At 43.2% G+C, this 15,551-nt stretch carries 11 protein-coding genes and 1 pseudogene; 6 read left to right on the top strand and 6 right to left on the bottom strand.

The annotated features are described in order from the left end of the window. Window positions 1–34: 34 nt before the first annotated feature. The 3 genes from QZW47_RS10105 to cas6 form a co-directional block, all read right to left on the bottom strand. Window positions 35–595, bottom strand: a complete 561-nt coding sequence (locus QZW47_RS10105; RefSeq protein WP_293126665.1) for a Uma2 family endonuclease — start codon at window positions 593–595, stop codon at window positions 35–37. 147 nt (window positions 596–742) lie between these two features. Then, window positions 743–5,446, bottom strand: a complete 4,704-nt coding sequence (gene avs2, locus QZW47_RS10100) for an AVAST type 2 anti-phage system protein Avs2 (RefSeq protein WP_293126663.1) — start codon at window positions 5,444–5,446, stop codon at window positions 743–745. A 118-nt stretch (window positions 5,447–5,564) separates the two neighbouring features. Then, window positions 5,565–6,128, bottom strand: coding sequence for a type I-MYXAN CRISPR-associated protein Cas6/Cmx6 (gene cas6 / locus QZW47_RS10095; protein ID WP_293126661.1), 564 nt, complete (start codon window positions 6,126–6,128; stop codon window positions 5,565–5,567). A 461-nt stretch (window positions 6,129–6,589) separates the two neighbouring features. Here cas6 and QZW47_RS10090 point away from each other — a divergent pair. From QZW47_RS10090 to QZW47_RS10080, 3 genes and pseudogenes are all read left to right on the top strand, one after another. Continuing rightward, window positions 6,590–7,150, top strand: a pseudogene (locus tag QZW47_RS10090) (Uma2 family endonuclease). 93 nt (window positions 7,151–7,243) lie between these two features. Continuing rightward, window positions 7,244–7,498: a hypothetical protein gene (locus QZW47_RS10085; protein WP_293126659.1), complete on the top strand. Its 255-nt coding sequence runs from the start codon at window positions 7,244–7,246 to the stop codon at window positions 7,496–7,498. Next, window positions 7,488–7,850, top strand: a complete 363-nt coding sequence (locus QZW47_RS10080) for a type II toxin-antitoxin system RelE/ParE family toxin (RefSeq protein ID WP_293126657.1) — start codon at window positions 7,488–7,490, stop codon at window positions 7,848–7,850. The genes QZW47_RS10085 and QZW47_RS10080 overlap by 11 nt, the downstream gene beginning before the upstream one ends. 12 nt (window positions 7,851–7,862) lie before the next feature. Here QZW47_RS10080 and rph read toward each other — a convergent pair whose 3' ends face one another. Both rph and QZW47_RS10070 read right to left on the bottom strand, forming a co-directional pair. Next, on the bottom strand, window positions 7,863–8,576 hold the full coding sequence (gene rph, locus QZW47_RS10075) for a ribonuclease PH (RefSeq protein WP_293126927.1): 714 nt from the start codon (window positions 8,574–8,576) through the stop codon (window positions 7,863–7,865). A 214-nt stretch (window positions 8,577–8,790) separates the two neighbouring features. Then, window positions 8,791–9,351 (bottom strand): nucleoside monophosphate kinase, encoded by a 561-nt coding sequence (locus tag QZW47_RS10070; protein ID WP_293126655.1) that lies wholly within the window; start codon window positions 9,349–9,351, stop codon window positions 8,791–8,793. Between the two features lie 352 nt (window positions 9,352–9,703). Between QZW47_RS10070 and QZW47_RS10065 the strand changes: the two genes are divergently transcribed. Beyond that, a complete protein-coding gene (locus tag QZW47_RS10065; protein ID WP_293126653.1) occupies window positions 9,704–10,231 on the top strand; it encodes a P-loop NTPase family protein in 528 nt (175 codons plus the stop codon). Between the two features lie 417 nt (window positions 10,232–10,648). On the opposite strand, the gene QZW47_RS10060 is transcribed toward QZW47_RS10065, so the two are convergent. Then, a complete protein-coding gene (locus tag QZW47_RS10060; protein WP_293126651.1) occupies window positions 10,649–12,148 on the bottom strand; it encodes a GUN4 domain-containing protein in 1,500 nt (499 codons plus the stop codon). A 714-nt stretch (window positions 12,149–12,862) separates the two neighbouring features. On the opposite strand from QZW47_RS10060, the gene QZW47_RS10055 reads away from it, so the two are divergent. Both QZW47_RS10055 and rimP read left to right on the top strand, forming a co-directional pair. Beyond that, window positions 12,863–14,236: a hypothetical protein gene (locus tag QZW47_RS10055; RefSeq protein ID WP_293126925.1), complete on the top strand. Its 1,374-nt coding sequence runs from the start codon at window positions 12,863–12,865 to the stop codon at window positions 14,234–14,236. Between the two features lie 722 nt (window positions 14,237–14,958). Continuing rightward, window positions 14,959–15,423 carry a ribosome maturation factor RimP gene (gene rimP, locus QZW47_RS10050; RefSeq protein ID WP_293126649.1) on the top strand — a complete coding sequence of 155 codons (465 nt, stop codon included), beginning with the start codon at window positions 14,959–14,961 and terminating at the stop codon, window positions 15,421–15,423. The last annotated feature ends 128 nt before the right edge of the window (window positions 15,424–15,551 follow it).

Below are 15,551 nucleotides of genomic sequence, written 5' to 3'. Positions count from 1 at the left end.
AGATCGGAGGTACGGTTTCAACCGCCGTCTGCATCTAAGAAAACTTTACTTGCCGGTACAAATCGCCGATCGCAATTTCGACATCCACTGATTCGAGTCGCAAAGTATCGCCCAAAGCATACTCCGACAGCACCCACAGCCCTTGTTCGTTGCGCCGAAACAGCTCTACTCCGGGCTGTTCGGCTTGCACCAAGACGTACTCTTGCAGGGTTGAAAATTGGCGATATTTAGCAAATTTTACGCCGCGATCCACAGCTTCCGTTGAAGGTGATAAAACTTCGACAATCAAGGAAGGATATTGTACCAATTGCGGATCGTTATCGCGATCGTCGCAAGTTACCACAACATCAGGATAAAAATACTTTCGCCCTGGTTCCACTTGGACTTTGACAGCTAGGATGTAAATTTCGTAGGGCAGATTAAGGCGATCGTCTAATAGCTTGAAGAAGTTAACGCAAATCCGATTGTGATTGCGGCTTTTGCCACTCATGGCGACAACTTCGCCATCCCAATACTCGTAGCGTTCCTCTTGGGTGGGTTCCCAAGTCAGGTATTCTGCTGCACTCATCGATAGGCGATCGGGTAAAGCAACCATAATGCGATCGGGGAATCAAGTATGTTTCTAGGATAACTCAAAGATGGCGATCCCGATTCTGCGTTGCCACTTATCCCCGCCGATAGGTTCCGAGTCCACTTCCCCTTCTACTAGCCTCAATCTATCCTACGTTTTTTTTAGGTAGAGCTACTTAGAATCGGGTTTTCTATGCCAAGTATTCAGCTTTTCTCCATTTATTACACCATTTTTTAGCCGATACACACCAGAAAGTTCTAAGCGTCCATGCCATTCATTATGATTTCCACCAATCAATTGACGTTCTCCTAATACTGTCCAAATAATGTCTAAATTATTTTCAGTGAGAAAGTTAACAAGTTTATTTTTGGAGATTAAAAAGTTGGCTGGAGACAGTTCATCTAAAGGATTAAATGCAACAACTTCATTATTTGAATTCCTAAATTTAAAATAGTCTCCTGACCATCTTAATTTCATATTCTTCATTAGCCAAGCCGAAGGAATTAAAGCAGATATTGTTTCATCAGTTGAACAATCAAAACTACTACTAGCAGAATATTCTGCTGTTGTTACAACGACTGGATAAGGTAAGTCTCCGTTATTTGTGTGAGACTCCCAATAATTATCTGCATTCCATGTATGATAGGGTAAACCCCAAGAAAATTCGCCAAGAAAATCACAAATATCTCCAGATTCTGGCATCCATCTCCCTTCAAAGTTCTTATTTTTTAACCATTTGTAAGTTTCTTCCATATTTTCACAACGCACAATATAGCTTCGTATCTGATACCACATTTCTCGTTGAGAAGTTTCATATTTTTCTTCTTCTAAAGGTTCTTTTTCTGCCCAACCATAATGACCTTCAAGAGTTAACCAAACTGTTTGATCATTAGGATTAGTTAATTCAATGAGTTGACATGGATCTGGACAGTCATCTTGTTGTTTTATCCAGTCTATCTGTCCTTGTTTATCAACTTCGTCAAATGTATAGTCAAGAGATTTTAACCAATTTTTTTGATTATTTTGTTGAGATTCAGGAATTTTTTTTAACAAAAAGGATGGATCTATATCTCGGATTCCTATCTGCCAAGTTCCTTCATAAACAGGTGATTCAGATGCTTCATCTAACCCATAAGATAATCTAAATTCTAAATTATCTGCCATGCAACCAAGAAATTCATGAAGGGCAATCCATTGGTATTTTTTACCAATTCGTTCTGGTTTATTCGCAGCACGACCATGACTACCACAACGTCTATCAAACCAGCCGAACTTATCAATTGTCCATCCTAATTCAAGGACTCGCTTAACAATCCAGCGTTTGGCAATAGAAGTATCGAACCGACATTTATCTTCTCTTGGATTTTCTAAAAATGGTACAACATACTTTTCAAAACTTTCTGCTTTTTCCTGGTCAACAATTCTCAAAAAAGATGCTTTACCACATGAAACAGCTTCCTGCAATTCTTCGTCTGTAAATTCTTGTTCAAAATATTCTATACGACTTTTCGTATCTAATTCTTCATACAAATTTACATTTTCGTATATTGTTTGATATTCTTCCAATGCTTGTTTCTGTGTAGTTGTAAGAGAGTCTATAAATTGCTCATATCTATCTTTTTTAGTGGGTTCTTTTGGATCTCCTAATATACAGGAAGACCAGTAATGAGTACGATATTCTATAACATACTGAGAAAAATCGCCTCCCCTAAGATAGTGCATAACTGATGTGTATAGAAGATCAAGGCTCCATTTAGGATCGTCTTTAAGACTATTAAATTTAGTTTCCTTTGAAACACTTCTTAGCTTACATATAATTAAAAAATTTGAATCCCCGGACTTAAATAATAAAAGTAATAGTAATAGAGGTAGATTGATGTCAAAATCGAGCTTGATTAATTCAATATATAGTTTTAATTCTTCTTCTGTTGGTAGATCGAGATTCCAATCACTTTTATAAGGGGGATGAGTTTTATCAATATCTACCTTGTCTGATAAAGTACCCAAATGATTAGCTATTTCAATAACACCACGAGCATAATCACGCAAAAGTATATGTACTGGTGGTGTACCTTCTTTAAATACCCATTCATAGATTTTGTTGGCAAGTTCTCCTATTTTTTCAGCATCATTGCTAACCATTGCGACTCCATAAGCAACAGCATAAAGACGTTCTAATACATAAATATCATCAACTTCTAAAAACTGCTCGATAACTTTGACTAAAACTTGAGGTCTTGGATGTAGCATTGAAACAAGAGCTTTTGTTGCACGATCGCGAAGAAAACGATGAGATGTTGTTAAAAACCATGTCAAAGCAATTGCACAAAGTTCGATGGATTCATCTGAGATATGGTCTTTTTCGGTTTCCCATGCCCATTCAAGTAAACGATCGACTGCCCCTTTTTGTTCATACTGATCGAATAAATAAATAGACCAAATTTCATCGCGCTCTGGCATTCTCAGATTTATGAGATGACGATGAAGAGATTTTGCATTTAAAGGATGTTCAGGATCGGTAGCTACTGTCAGTAGTACATTATAAACTTTTTCTTTGTTTCTTTCTTCTTGGAATATTTCATTAAGATAATCTTTAGTTTTCTGGGTTATTTTAGTTGGATTACGCCAAATAAGACTTTGTAAAAATTGACGTTCAAACCACCATAATGGCATGGATGTTAATTCCATTACTTCTTTTTCAAGTAGTTCAGGAATTTGAATAAATAAAGCTTCCAGTAAACCACTTATACTCTGTGTATTCCATCTAGCTGCTACTAACCGGCCTAGCGGTTTATTTTCATCAAAGGATGTAGTTGGATTATTTTTATCTAGGTGGTTTTTCAGCAAATAACGGACTATTAAATGATCGCTAAATTTTTCATAGGGAAATTTAATAATATCAACCCTTTGATTTTGTTCTTCATATTCGTTTTCTGAGGGACGATAAATTAAATCTTCTGAAAGTAATCCCTCAGCACGCAGATTATAAAATAAGCTCTGTGAAAAATTATTATGAGGCAAGACAGAATTAACAATATTTTTGGCTTCTTCTCTATCTATCCAAGGCTGTTCCTTTTCTGCCATCCGACGGGCTAAAGCTTCTACTGATTGTCTTACTAAATTGGTTTTATCATCATAATCGATTCGTTCACATAAAACCTCGTTGATTGAATCTATAAATAGATTTAAAACAGCACTAATTCCTTTAATTCCTTTAGGTATTCGTGTTAAATGACGATTTTTAATTCCTTTACAAAGTGTTTTCAAAAAAAGTGGATTAGAAAACTCTGGAACTAACAAAGGAACGTTAGGCTGTTCAATACCATAATGATTGAAAAAGGTTTTCGTAGCAATATATTCATGGTTGGCAAATCCATGATGTTCAACTTTGACTAACTTTTCTTCTGAAACTAGGTTTTCTGGTATTGTTGCTTTCTCGTATGAAGTACGACAGCTTACTGCAATAGTAATGCGTGGATAGTTATTATGCAAAACAGCTAATATACCTGCTAGCTCCTTTTTCCATAGACCTTTATCATCACTCTCATTAAGAGCATCAATCAAAATCATTGCATGACTACCACAAGCTTGTGCAGCAGCATCTAATGCGCCTAAAAACTCGTCACGATTGTGACAAGAAAGGTGCAATCTCTGCATTATATGAATCCAAGGGTCGCCTTGACAAAAGTGCTGACCCAATAAAATTATGGTCGGAAGTGAGTTATCTAGACGACGTTTAGCTATATCACAGAAGAGATGAGTTTTACCTGTTCCAGCTTCACCCGTAAGTAGAAGTGCGCCTTGATTACACGCAGCAGTAATATCACTGGTAGCAAAATCGTAAATTTCTTCTCCTATTTCTTTGACTTTGAAAATTTTATTACGAACTGTTTGTAATAAGTCTTCTATTGAACGATTAATGTCTCTATTTCCTATTTTTTCTCCTTGCTGTTCGTTATGAGATGGATTCACTTGTCGAATTTGTGTGTAACTATCATATTGAAAAACTTTTTTTGACAAACAAGCAATTGAATCAAAATCAATTGATGACAAGGCCTGTCTATCAGATGCTTTTTTCAATGCAGTGATGAGTAAGTTGATATCTTTACTCAGATTGTTTACAGAGTTAGCTACATTAGGAACTTTCTCCTGTAAATCTTCTGATGGCTTCTTGGCATCTTTCCACTTTCGACAAAGCTGACTGTATAAGTTGTCAATGCGGTCAAAGAAAATATCGGTTCTACCAAGTCCTTCAAATATTTGAGCTTCTGGTAAATCAACATGAATTTCTGGTGTGTATCGTGCCCCAGCATTTTCTCTAACTTCTTGAAAATGCTGAATCATCCATTCATTAGTTAGTTCTTGTTTATTAAACCAAAAATAGGCACGACCTGCATACTGAGGTTGTGGGCGAGAAAGCCTTTCAAGAATTTCTGATTCTCCCCAATAAACAAAATCAACTTTCATATCACGTTCTTCAGCCCATCCTTTCCATTTTTGAACACGCTTATTCCAGCGAGCCATTTGGGAGTTCTGTCCCTCTTGGCGTCCATCAGTACGGTTAATGTGCAAACACACTATATATTCAATTAACTTTGGATGTTTATCCAAGGCCGGTTTAACGGATTTATCAATTTGTTGCCATTGGCTATCTCCCAATTGATCACGAAAATATTTTGCTTGCCAAACCTTCTCATTTCCATTAGGTAATTGCCAGTAACATTCAACACCACCATCTCCTCCAGGACCTTTGCGACGAAAAATAGAGCCTTTCGGTACTTCCTCAAATGATGCTAGTTGACAGCATAGTTCTTCAAATCCTTCATCTTGACTACCTTTGTGAGTGCGAATGTCTTTGAAATCGATTTTAGTCATTACTAATACTCTCCTAGACAAAACTAACTTTCTACTTAGCTAACCTCTGATTCACGGACAGGCTTATATTTTATTCATCTGCCCGATCGAGTACATAAAACTGACTGCTGACTAATGACTAATGACTGCTGACTAAAGCTTGCCGCTGAGCTTCCAACAATTCCTGAATCCCTGTTTCTGCCAAATCCAAAATTTGATTTAACTGCGGGCAGCTGAAACTTCCCGATTCGGCAGTTCCTTGAATTTCGATGATATTCAAATCTCCATTCATTACCACATTACAGTCAGTATCCGGCTGTTGGTAGCCAGCAATCACCACAATCCGCGCAAACAAGTCAGCAGCCGGCTTTAACGGCAATATTGTCGGTACTCCCAGCACAATTTGATGGATGCCCACAGACAGTTGCCGGCCGCCCAGTTTAAAGAAATGGTGCGCGTTTTCCTCCGCCACCCTGATCCGCATTCGCGACAAATCCCTGGGGCGATCGCGCTTCAGGGTGATTTTCCCGTGTTTGTCAGGATGTCCCGCCACCGTCAGCAGCCGAATTGTGCGATCGGCCCGCAACATCGGCACCAGTTCGCAAATCGCCGCAAACAGCCCGTAACCGTGGTCTGCTGGGAGTTCTAAGCCGTGCACTATGAAAGAAATGTCTGTCGAGCTTTCAACACGGAGAACAGACATTTTATTTGGGAGATCGGTAGTATTCACTAACTTTCTCTGGAGTGATGAGTTTATCGCCTGACGGCATCAAAGGTTTGGGGAGTTGAAAGCAATGGCTGTTCGCGTCCCTGCATTAATTGCGTAGCTTTCACTACTCGGAGCACAGAGTGATCAACTTGCGATCGACGTTTGCGCTTTCAGCGTTACCTACCATACATAGCGCGTTGAGGAATTTTTGTCAAGCCCTTTTTTTGATAAATCCTACCAAAGAAACCGGGTTTTTTGGAGATCGAGGGTTTCAACCGAGTATTTTCGCGAAAAAACCCGGTTTCTAGCTACCCTTGAGTCTTGGACTATAAATATGATGAATGATGAGTGTTTGAGTCAGGAATTCCAGATGGGCGATCGCCTACAATAATACTATCCAAATCTCAAATCTACAATCTACAATCTAAAATCTAAAATCTAAAATCTAAAATCGTATGACTGCACTGATTAAACCTAAGCCCAGCTTAGAACATTTCCTGAAACTTCCCGAAACCAAGCCAGCCTCAGAATTTCTCAGCGGACAAATCATTCAAAAACCTATGCCTCAAGGCGAACACAGCACATTACAGGGTGAACTTTGCACTGCGATTAACCAGATAGCCAAAGTACATAAAATTGCTTGTGCATTTCCAGAGTTACGCTGCACTTTTGGGGGTGCATCAATTGTCCCAGATGTCGCAGTATTCCGATGGGAAAGAATTCCCTTTTTGCCATCGGGAAGAATTGCTAACCGTTTTGAAATTCATCCAGACTGGTCGATTGAAATTCTGTCCCCGGAACAAAGCTAAACAAAAGTATTGAATAAATTACTGCATTGTTCCCGCAATGGTACTGAATTGGGATGGTTGCTCGCTCCTGAAGAATAAACTATTTTAGCTATATTCCCAGGGCAGAAAGTGGAATTGTACGCAGGTGCAACTCAGTTACCAATACTCAAGGGCATCGAGTTGGAATTGACCGTTGAAACTATTTTTGGGTGGTTGAGTTTTAGTTGAGTTTCGGCGAGCGATCGCCCAAAAAGATATCAAATTTGTTAAACGCTCATAAAATATGATACGATCGGTAAAAAATACCTTCAGGAGAAACAGATGAAAGCTGTTGAAGTATTCGGAACAATAGATGAGAAAGGTCAATTATTGCTCGATCGCGCGCTCGAAGACTTTCCCCCCAGCCGCGTGCGAGTTATCGTACTTTTTGCCGAAGTAGCAGAGGAAGTCGAAGTCGATCCTGATGATACTCCTATTGCCGAAGTGAAAGCAAGCCTCAGGAGAGCATTAAAGGAAGCAAAAGCTGGACAACGCATCCCCCTTTCGGAAATGTGGGAGGGAATAGATGTCGAATGAAACGCCTGTCGTACAGATTGATTTAACGCCTGAGTACAAACGTAATTTGCGTGAATTATCAAAAAAATATCGCAATGTCAGGTTAGATACTCAGGAAATTATTCAACAATTCCAAGGGGGGAACTTTATTGGCGATCGCATCCCTGGAATGGGTGAAAATTATGTCATCTTGAAGGTGAGAGTCAGAAATAGCAATATCCAAAAAGGGAAAAGCGCTGGTTATCGACTGATCTATCAAGTTGAGTCACCGACTAGCGTACTTCTATTAACCATTTATGCTAAATCAGACCAAGAAGATATAAGTCCTAATGAGATTCGTAGCATTTTAGCTGAGTTCGATGGGGATGAATAAAAAATTTCCGTGTTAAAAAGCTTGACGTTGAGCCTCCAACAATTCCTGAATCCCTGTTTCTGCCAAATCCAAGATTTGATTTAACTGACTGCGGCTGAAACTTCCTGATTCGGCAGTTCCCTGAATTTCGATGATGTTTAAATCTCCATTCATTACCACATTACAGTCAATTTCCGCCGCCACATCTTCCAGATAATTCAAATCTAAAAACGGCTCCCCTTCCAAAAGTCCGACAGACACGGCCGCTACTTGACGAATTATGGGCGATCGCTCTAAATCACCTTTTTTTACCAACTTGTTCAAAGCATCAGCCACAGCCACAAACCCGCCATTAATTGAAGTTGTGCGAGTCCCCGCGTCTGCTTGCAAAACATCCGCATCGACAAGTATCGTGCGATCGCCCAACAGTTGCATATCCAAGCACGATCGCAAACTCCGCCCGATCAGCCGCTGAATCTCTTGAGTGCGTCCCGATAATTTCATAAATTCCCGCTCTTGTCGCTGCGGCGTAGCTCCCGGTAGCATTCGGTACTCCGCCGTCAGCCAGCCTTGTCCGGTATTCTCCAGAAACCTAGGCACTCCCGGCTTGATTGTAACGCTGCAAAGTACCTGAGTATCGCCGCTTTTGGCGAGCACGGAACCGCTAGCAAATTTGTTGAATTCGCGATCGAAACTAATCGAACGAAGTTGATTTGATTTTCTGCCGTCAGGACGCTGGAAAGACATAATATTTAGGGAATTGGGAATTGGGAATTGGGAATTGGGCATTGGGCATTGGGCATTGGGAATTGGGAATTGGGCATTGGGCATTGGGAATTGGGAATTGGGAATTGGTAATTGGGAATTGGTAATTGGGAATTGGTAATTGGGAATTGGTAATTTTCTACCTAACTAATGCCCCATGCCCCATGCCCCATGCCCCATGCCCCATGCCCCATGACTAATGACTATTAGCTTCGATAATAGCAAGAATATCCTGCTGGACTTGTTCTGGGGATTGGTCGCCGTTGATAGTTAACAATTTGTGGCGGTATTCGTAATACTCTAAAATAGGAATAGTACGTTCCTCAAACAAATCGAGACGCCGCTGCAAAATTTCTGGCTCATCGTCCGATCGGGCGCGATCGATCGATCGACTCAGCAACACCTCAGTAGGCACTTTCAACCAAATCGCCCAATCTATCTCCTGCGCCAAATCCTCTAATAAAAAATCCAATTCCTCAGCTTGAAAAGCCGTTCGCGGATATCCCTCCAACACCCAGCCATTAAAGACATCCCACAGCAGCAGCCGACGGCCGATAAATCGAATCAAAATGTCATCGGGAACTAGCTCGCCTTTTTCCACATAAGGCACCGCCAACTTGCCCAAGTCTGTTTCACCAGCGATTTGGGCGCGGAGAATATCTCCTAGCGCCAGCAAAGGAATGCTCAAATTGTTGCACAGTTGTTCTGCCTGCGTTCCCTTTCCCGCTCCTGGCCCTCCCAGAATTACCAATCTCACAGTGCTTGCTCCTAGTGCTGCGACACTCAAATTCTACGCGATGTTTACCTTTTGTTAACACTCCTAGAGTCTAGCTGACTCTCATCACCTGAGCTTTTCACCCGATAAGTCTGGCACTCCCCGCCCTATTTTGCTACCCCAACCCGGTTTCTGTGCAAGTGCTTGTCTCAGGAGAGGAAAATCTGACACACGACTGCAAATGCCTCTTCTGCTAGCTTTTAACAACTTGTATATCTAGCGTGCGATCGGATGTACACTCGGCCCAGTACACTATATATTGTTAAGCAGGCTTCAACCGCGCTCTTCGGTCGGAGCCGCACTCGATACTTAGTTGCTAATTAAATATTGCCCTATGGTTGCTCAGTTACAAACCCCTAAACTCAATTTAACCCACAGCTTGCCCTACACAGTTCAAGGGCTGGTGCAAGTTTTTACAGGCCCGCACCGCTGCTTTTTTACCAGTGTCATGGCTGGGGCCCTGAGAATTGCAGGACAGGGATCTCCGGTGTTGGCGGTGCAGTTCCTCAAAGGGGGCATCAATCAAGGGCATCAGCATCCGGTGCGCCTCGGGCAAAATTTAGATTGGGTGCGGTGCGATTTGCCTCGCTGCATTGACAAAGCCGATTTAGATGAGATAGAAACGCGATCGATCGCCCAATTGTGGGAGTACGTTCAAAATGCCGCAATCTCCGGCCGTTACGCTTTAATTATTCTCGACGAGTTGAGTTTGGCGGTGAATTTAGGCTTAATTTCCGAAGCAGAAGTGCTGGCATTGATTGACAGCAAGCCACAGGATTTGGATCTGATTTTGACTGGGCCTTCTATGCCGCCAGCAATTTTGGATGTGGCCGACCAAGTTACAGAAATTCGCCGCAGTTAAGGACAATACACAAGATTGCCTCAGTCCTTTTCATCAAATTTTCGGACGGGCTCTTATAGCCCGTCCCAGAACCAAAAAATATTCGCACTGCTGTCTCGAAAGCATCCACTTCAGAACATCAATCAAAAATTTCTGCAATAACTTCCCTCTTCCCTCTTCCCTCTTCCCTCTTTCATCTTCCCTCTTCCTTCTTCCTTATTCCTTCAATCCGTTACAAAATCCGCTGCCTAACTTCCTTCTTCCTTCTTCCTTCGATCAACTGTCAACCCCTCGACTCCGCTCGGGGCTCTTCTGTCAACTGTCAACTGTCAACCCCTCGACTCCGCTCGGGGCTCTTCTGTCAACTGTCAACTGTCAACTCTTCGACTCCGCTCGGGGCTCTTCTGTCAACTGTCAACTGTCAACTGTCAACTGTTCCTACAAATCTCGCCGCGAGAGCAGAAACCACACGCCGCCCAAACCCAAAACACCGCACAAAACTCCGCCTTCCCACCCAAAAACAGTCCCCCCCGGCAAATGTCCCGGCAAAGCCTTAGAAGTAAAATTCAGTTCAGTATAGTATACCCACTGATTGTTAATCCGCCAGCCCACTCGATCGCCAAACTTCTCCCAAACTGTAGCATCATAAACACCAGCCTTTCCCCCCGACTTGAGCCACAAACCCTTCTGCACCGAAAAACCGAACCTGCGGTGACTGTGACGCACCCAAAGTTGGTCAATAGTCTGCAAATCTTTAGCGGGAAACTTCCTAATATCTTCCTCGCTCAGATAACCCCGCGAAATTTGCTGCATCACCTCCAGCATTTTTACAGAAGTTTCCTCATCAGCACCCCGCCAATTTTTAGCAGCCAGCAGCCTTTCCAAATGAGAATAATCAATCCCTTTTTCCGACTCTAAATTCACCGAAAATTGTGAATTTTCGGTCACTGGTTGAGTCGGTACAGAAGCACTCAGAACAGTTGCTTGCTGCGACTTTTCTACCGCTGGTAGCAGGACAACAGCAGGTTGTAAAACATCCAAAACTTCCACCGCCGACTTGTAGCGGTCTTTGACATATTCCTGAATCAACTTATCCAAAATCTGAGCTAAATCCTGCCCGATCTTGGTTCCTTTCGGCAAAGCCTCCCTCCACAGCCAGCGACCTTCGAGCGGGTCGTAAAGGTCATCGTGAATGTCCCCGTAGATATCGAGATAAGGCATCACAGAAGTCAGCAAGCGAATGCAAGTCACCCCCAAACTGTAAAGGTCGCTAGCAGGAACAGCCCTACCGTGGCGCTGTTCTAGCGCCGCATAACCGGGAGTTCCCAACTTAGTCCCCGTTTTGGTGGGAGCCTCAGCTACTACCTGTTTGGAAACCCCAAAATCTATCAGTACCAACTTGCGATCGCGATTGCGGCGGATCACGTTCTCAGGCTTAATATCGCGGTGAATTACATTCCGCTCGTGAACAAAATTCAGCAAAGGCAACAAATCTAACAGCAGTTCCCTGGTTTTTAATTCGCTATAAGCACCGTACTTTTCTAACTCATCCTTTAAATTATTGCCATCAATAAACTCTTGCACTAAATACAAGCGTCCATCTTCCTCAAAATAAGAAATTAGCTGAGGAATTTGCGGGTGTTTCAGTTCGTAAAGCCGCCTTGCCTCTTGTTCAAACAGTCTGACATACTTTTTGAAATGACCGGGCTTGCGCTGAAACTCCTGGGGCGGCGACAACTGTTTTATAACGCACAGTTCCTCAAATTTTCCATGATTGACCGCTCTAAAAGTCCTGCCAAATCCACCATCGCGCAGCGGCTCAGTTGCTGCATACAGGTCTTTTAGTAGTAGCTTTGAACCACAATTAAGACAATACTTTGTGCCTGGTGGGTTCTGACGCTTTTCTCTTGGGCAATCGAGATTAAGGCAGTATGTCATATATTAAAAAAATGCGAACAAAATTATATTCAGGCTGTCATTTTATTCAAGAGTCCGATCGCGAGCTGGTTTTTGTTGAGCCGAGACCCCGAACCTTACTATAATGGCAGCCACCTTCGCGAACCCAGGGGCCCTCTCGCCTCGCGAGCCCCTGAGCAAGTATAACTCTCTTGAGGGTTTGACCTCAAACTCGAAGTCCAAATCTAACCTTAAACTGCGATCGGTGCAATACATTTGATTTAGCGGTCAAACAGCCAGCCGATCGAACAAAAAGAATAATTTATGACCGGCCCAGTTAGCTCTGCAACACCGAAAAAACACTCAGGATTCTGCCTGAGATATAATTTTATTACCCGAGAGAACCAAACTAACGCGAGCTGCTGCTGCCCTCAAGTACGCGCCAATCAGCTATCTGGAGCATGAATCGACCTTAATATTTGTCAAGTATAAAATTTTACCCTAGCGACCAAATGAACCATCCAAAACTGCGTACAAACTGGAGTTAAAATAAATACTAGCAAGCTAGGGGCGAGCAACCAGAGCGCAGCGATAAAATTAGCCAGTTTTGCCTGTTGCCGATAGCAGCTATTAGCATTTACATTTATTGCGTTCGGTATACTTAATTAGGAACTGCCAGTGACACCAAAACTACAGCCATCTAAAACTTCCCCCACCCGCAAAGAATCAGTCAAAGTCCAATGGTTCGAGCGGTTCGTGGCACTGGTCGCCCTCGGAAATTTAAGTCTAGTATTATTTGACATCAGTTACATCCCCTGGCGAGATTTCTACTTCCGGCAACTGCCAGCTATTACCAAAATATACGACCCGCTTAAAGGAATTAAACCCCACCGAGACACCCAGAAATATCTAGAAACCTTACAAGAATTAAAAAATCAAGTAGTGCAAACAGGCTTAGGCTCTCCCCAAGTAGCAGCCAAATTGCAGGAAATAAACAATGTGACCGCGAAAATGATCGACGAAGATCCTTTCCGAGTAGCATCCAAAAGCGGCACCTTAGAAAAAATTAAAGACAGGATGCGCGATCGCGTCCCGAATCCCCAAGACTCCGCCAAACAATCATTCCAAACATTCTGGAGCCCTGAGTATTTAAACAAACAAGGCTGGCAACCAGAAATTAAGTGGTTTGACACCAAAATCAAGCCGTTAATCGCCATCAACTATTACCGCACGATGGGAGAAAACGGCGAATTTATAGACAACTTCTGGCAAATCGACCTGCCGTTTATGGCCATATTCGCGATCGAATTTCTAGCCCGCACCTACTTCATCAGCCGCCGCCACCGCAGCGTCACTTGGCGATCGGCCATGCTCTGGCGGTGGTACGACATATTTCTGTTCCTCCCCGGATGGCGCTTGTTGCGACTATTGCCCGTGACAATTCGCATCCACCAAGCCAAAATGCCCGACCTTCAACCCATACGCACCCAAATCAGCCGGGGTTTCGTCGCCAACTTCGCTCAAGAATTAACCGAAGTAGTAGTAATTCAACTCATCAACCAGATGCAAAAATCTATTACCACAGGCGAACTCGCCCGTCAACTATTTCAATCCCAAAAACAACGCTATCTAGACATCAACAATATCAATGAAATAGAAGCGATCGCCACCCGTCTAGTCCAAATCACCGTCTACAAAGTCCTGCCCCAACTCCAGCCAGACCTAGAAGCCCTGCTCCGCTACAATATAGAATTATTTCTCAAACAATCCCCTGTATATCAAGGATGGAAGCAAGTACCCGGACTGGGAAACCTGCCCGCACAACTAGGACAGCAATTAGTTGCAGAACTCTCCAAATTAGTCACCCTCGGCCCCCAAGATGCCTACGAAGCCTTTAAAATCGCCAGCGAAGACCCCGTAGGTAACAAACTCTCCAGCCAGCTAGTCCAACATTTCGGGCAAGCTTTAGGAACCGAACTGCAACAGCAGCAAACTTGGCAAGAAATACAACTGCTGCTGTGCGACTTCCTAGAAGAGTTCAAAATCAACTACATCCAGCGGTTGAGCGAAGAAGACTTCGAGAAAATTTTAGAACAAGCTAAACAACTGCAAGGCATAGCCCCCCATTAAGCTAACGGATGTTGGGGCAAGAAGTCATTTGTCATTTGTCATTTGTCATTTGTCATGAGCCAGATAGAATCTTTTTGCCACTCTCGCCTCTCCCCCTCTCTATCCCTCTCTATCCCTCTCGCCTCTCGCTCTCCCCTCTCCCCCTGTGGCACACTCCGCTAGCGCGATCGGTTTGTCACAGGGCGGGCGATCGAGCTAAACTGAGAACTGAGGTCAACTTCGATCGGAAGTAGCCCTGAAACTTCTTGGAAGAAACTGTTTCACCTAGGAGTGGGTCAAGCCCACTTTTTTTGTTGCATAAGTTGCAGCCAAACAGCTTGGGGCATCACACCCGCAAGTAGAAGACAAACAGCCGCGGGCGACGCCACCAAGTCATCCGCCGGCTAGAAAGCAGAAACTAGAAGGTAGAATTTAAACCCCACAAGCTCATCCTCGGGCTTGAAAATCTGACCTCTTTTTCTCCATTCCACAAATCAATTTGAGGGTTTATACCCTCATATCTTGGGGTCAAAAACCAGGTCAGTCGATTTTCCATTTTCGATTTGAGATTTACTCCACAGATGAATCTGGGAGCAGGAACTTTAGTCTAAAATTTTGGGCTGCTCACTCCTGGCGTCGGGGGGTTGTCTCCGTTGTTTGGCGGGGTCAAAGCAAAGCAATCTCAACACCTGATTTTTCCTGACCCATGTCCGAGTTCAGGAGTGTTAACTTAAGTATTCGATATGACTCACCCCCTAATCCCACAAATCATTGACTTAGCTACCCCCGTTGCGGAAACACTGGGATTGGAAGTAGTGGGAGCAGTGTTTCACACCAACCAAAATCCTCCCGTCTTGCGGGTAGACATCCGCAACCTCCAGCAAGACACCGGTTTAGCTGACTGCGAGCGGATGAGCACAGCCCTGGAAGCCGAGTTAGACGCATCCGAAATCATCCCCGACGCCTACGTGCTAGAGATTTCCAGTCCCGGAATATCCCGATTGCTTAGCAGCGATCGAGAATTCATTACTTTTAAAGGTTTCCCCGTCACAGTCAAAGCCACCGAACCCGACTCGCGAATCAAAGAGTGGAAAGGACTACTTGTGGGCAGGGATGAAACAACGGTTTATCTCAATCAAAAAGGGCGATCGATTAAAATTTCCCGCCCTCTGATTGTCAAAGTTGAACTAGACGAAGGTAAGGAGTAGTTAAGGGAAATTTTTAATTGTGAGTTGAGAGTTGTAGGGGTGGTGCCCATGTCCGGCCGAGAGATTTGAGTTTTGAGATTGCCTCGCAGTAAGCTGAAAATGCTTCGCTGCGAGTTAATTTTTAAGGC

It is taken from the genome of Microcoleus sp. bin38.metabat.b11b12b14.051, from assembly GCF_013299165.1.
Classification (GTDB): Bacteria; Cyanobacteriota; Cyanobacteriia; order Cyanobacteriales; family Microcoleaceae; genus Microcoleus.
Note: the sequence above shows the minus strand (reverse complement) of the source record. Positions and strands in the feature narration are given on the sequence as shown.

Bases quoted from the DNA above. Each gene is read 5' to 3' on its own strand.
- QZW47_RS10105 (WP_293126665.1), bottom strand. From the start codon at position 595: ATGGTTGCTTTACCCGATCGCCTATCGATGAGTGCAGCAGAATACCTG.
- avs2 (WP_293126663.1), bottom strand. From the start codon at position 5,446: ATGACTAAAATCGATTTCAAAGACATTCGCACTCACAAAGGTAGTCAA.
- cas6 (WP_293126661.1), bottom strand. From the start codon at position 6,128: ATGTCTGTTCTCCGTGTTGAAAGCTCGACAGACATTTCTTTCATAGTG.
- QZW47_RS10085 (WP_293126659.1), top strand. From the start codon at position 7,244: ATGAAAGCTGTTGAAGTATTCGGAACAATAGATGAGAAAGGTCAATTA.
- QZW47_RS10080 (WP_293126657.1), top strand. From the start codon at position 7,488: ATGTCGAATGAAACGCCTGTCGTACAGATTGATTTAACGCCTGAGTAC.
- rph (WP_293126927.1), bottom strand. From the start codon at position 8,576: ATGTCTTTCCAGCGTCCTGACGGCAGAAAATCAAATCAACTTCGTTCG.
- QZW47_RS10065 (WP_293126653.1), top strand. From the start codon at position 9,704: ATGGTTGCTCAGTTACAAACCCCTAAACTCAATTTAACCCACAGCTTG.
- QZW47_RS10060 (WP_293126651.1), bottom strand. From the start codon at position 12,148: ATGACATACTGCCTTAATCTCGATTGCCCAAGAGAAAAGCGTCAGAAC.
- rimP (WP_293126649.1), top strand. From the start codon at position 14,959: ATGACTCACCCCCTAATCCCACAAATCATTGACTTAGCTACCCCCGTT.